The 542-nt window shown below is 65.1% G+C and carries 1 protein-coding gene; it reads right to left on the minus strand.

What is annotated here, in order from left to right; genetic code table 11:
- Positions 1-182: 182 nt before the first annotated feature.
- Positions 183-542, minus strand: a 360-nt coding sequence (locus tag C9414_RS21020; protein WP_258182661.1) for a tryptophan 2,3-dioxygenase family protein, incomplete at its 5' end; no start/stop codon positions are given.

Here is a 542-nt window from a genome sequence, read left to right on the forward strand (position 1 = left end):
TGCGGGTTTACTGGTTCGGTGGATGACGAGCACGTCCGATGTGCAGTTGAAGCAACGCGCGAGGATCACCGACTTGTGGCGTTCACGTCAAATACACGCCGTTTGAGGCAGGTGCCCACCTGCTCGCTGAACTTGCATCTGAAACGATCCAGCCACCTGCCGGGGTCCAAGCTGAATGCGGGTCAGCCCAGTTCTGTCGGGGGCGCGGCCTGCAGGGTGGTGCGCACCTGGAACAGCTCGGGGAAGAAGGTCAGCTCCAGCGCCTGGCGCAGGAAGCCCACCCCGGACGAGCCGCCGGTGCCGCGCTTGAAGCCGATCACCCGCATCACCGTGCGCATGTGGCGGAAGCGCCAGAGCTGGAAGGCGGTCTCCAGGTCCACCAGGTCTTCGCACAGCGAGTATTCGCGCCAGTAGCGGTCGGTGTCCTGGTAGATGCGCTCGAACACCGGCTGCAGGGCGTCGTCGGCCACATGCGGCTGGGTCCAGTCGTGGGTTTCGTACACCACCGGCACGGCGTGGCCGAAGCGGGCCAGGTACTTCAG

Source organism: Bacillus sp. Nf3 (genome assembly GCF_003028545.1).
In the GTDB taxonomy this organism is placed as follows: domain Bacteria; phylum Bacillota; class Bacilli; order Bacillales; family Bacillaceae; genus Bacillus; species Bacillus safensis.